The sequence below is a fragment of the Streptomyces tateyamensis genome (genome assembly GCF_003205575.1).
Classification (GTDB): domain Bacteria; phylum Actinomycetota; class Actinomycetes; order Streptomycetales; family Streptomycetaceae; genus Kitasatospora; species Kitasatospora tateyamensis.
On sequence record NZ_PYBW01000209.1, the window covers coordinates 1 to 719 of the forward strand.

1 protein-coding gene is annotated in these 719 nt (G+C 68.0%); it reads left to right on the plus strand.

Annotated elements, in window-relative coordinates; translation table 11 throughout:
• Positions 1-447: 447 nt before the first annotated feature.
• Complete coding sequence (locus C7C46_RS32560; protein ID WP_110673523.1) at positions 448-672, plus strand: hypothetical protein; 225 nt, start codon at positions 448-450, stop codon at positions 670-672.
• Positions 673-719 lie beyond the last annotated feature (47 nt).

The window sequence follows — 719 nt, forward strand, 5'->3', positions numbered from 1 at the left end:
CGCGATGAGCACCCACCCGGAAAAGAACCGGGAAATGAAAATGCGCCTGCGATATGTCAGCAGGCGCGCAAACGTTCATGGGAACCACTACTGCAACTAGGACGACTGTAGCAGGCGCAGGCCCGCCACGGGCGGACATTCCACCCCCGGTTCTGCCGGACCCCGTCCCGGAGGCCGCAGGGGGCGAGGTGACCTGACCGTCAACGCGGATGAACCACAGCCTGGTTGAGCTGGCGGCGCCAGCCGTCCGAGGCCCGCGACCCACGTCCTCGGACGGGTGCACCGCGCGGGCGCCAAGGGCCTGCCCCGCCGCGCCGGCCACCCGGCGCGCCCACCGGTGCCATCCGTGATCCTCGTGGACGGTGCGCGCGAAATTTCTGCCGCTGCTCAGAAATCGAGCGCACCGGAAAGGCCCGCTCCCACGATTTTCGGCGCATACTGTAGGGGATGACCAGATCTGCAGTCCGCCGCGCCCTGCCCACCAGCCCCTTCAAGGCCCGGATCGAAGCGCCGCGCAAGCACTTCGCCGTCGGCGACCGCGTCACCCACGACACCTACGGCCTCGGCCGGGCCATCGGGGTCGAAGGTGACAGCGATATCGCGGTACTCGTCGACTTCGGATCGCGACGCGAACGCATCACCCAGCCCTACGCCACGATGCACAAGCTCTGACAGGGCGTTAAGTCCCGTTCCTACTCCGTCGGTTCGCGCCCGGCGAC

Bases quoted from the DNA above. Each gene is read 5' to 3' on its own strand.
- C7C46_RS32560 (WP_110673523.1), top strand. From the start codon at position 448: ATGACCAGATCTGCAGTCCGCCGCGCCCTGCCCACCAGCCCCTTCAAG.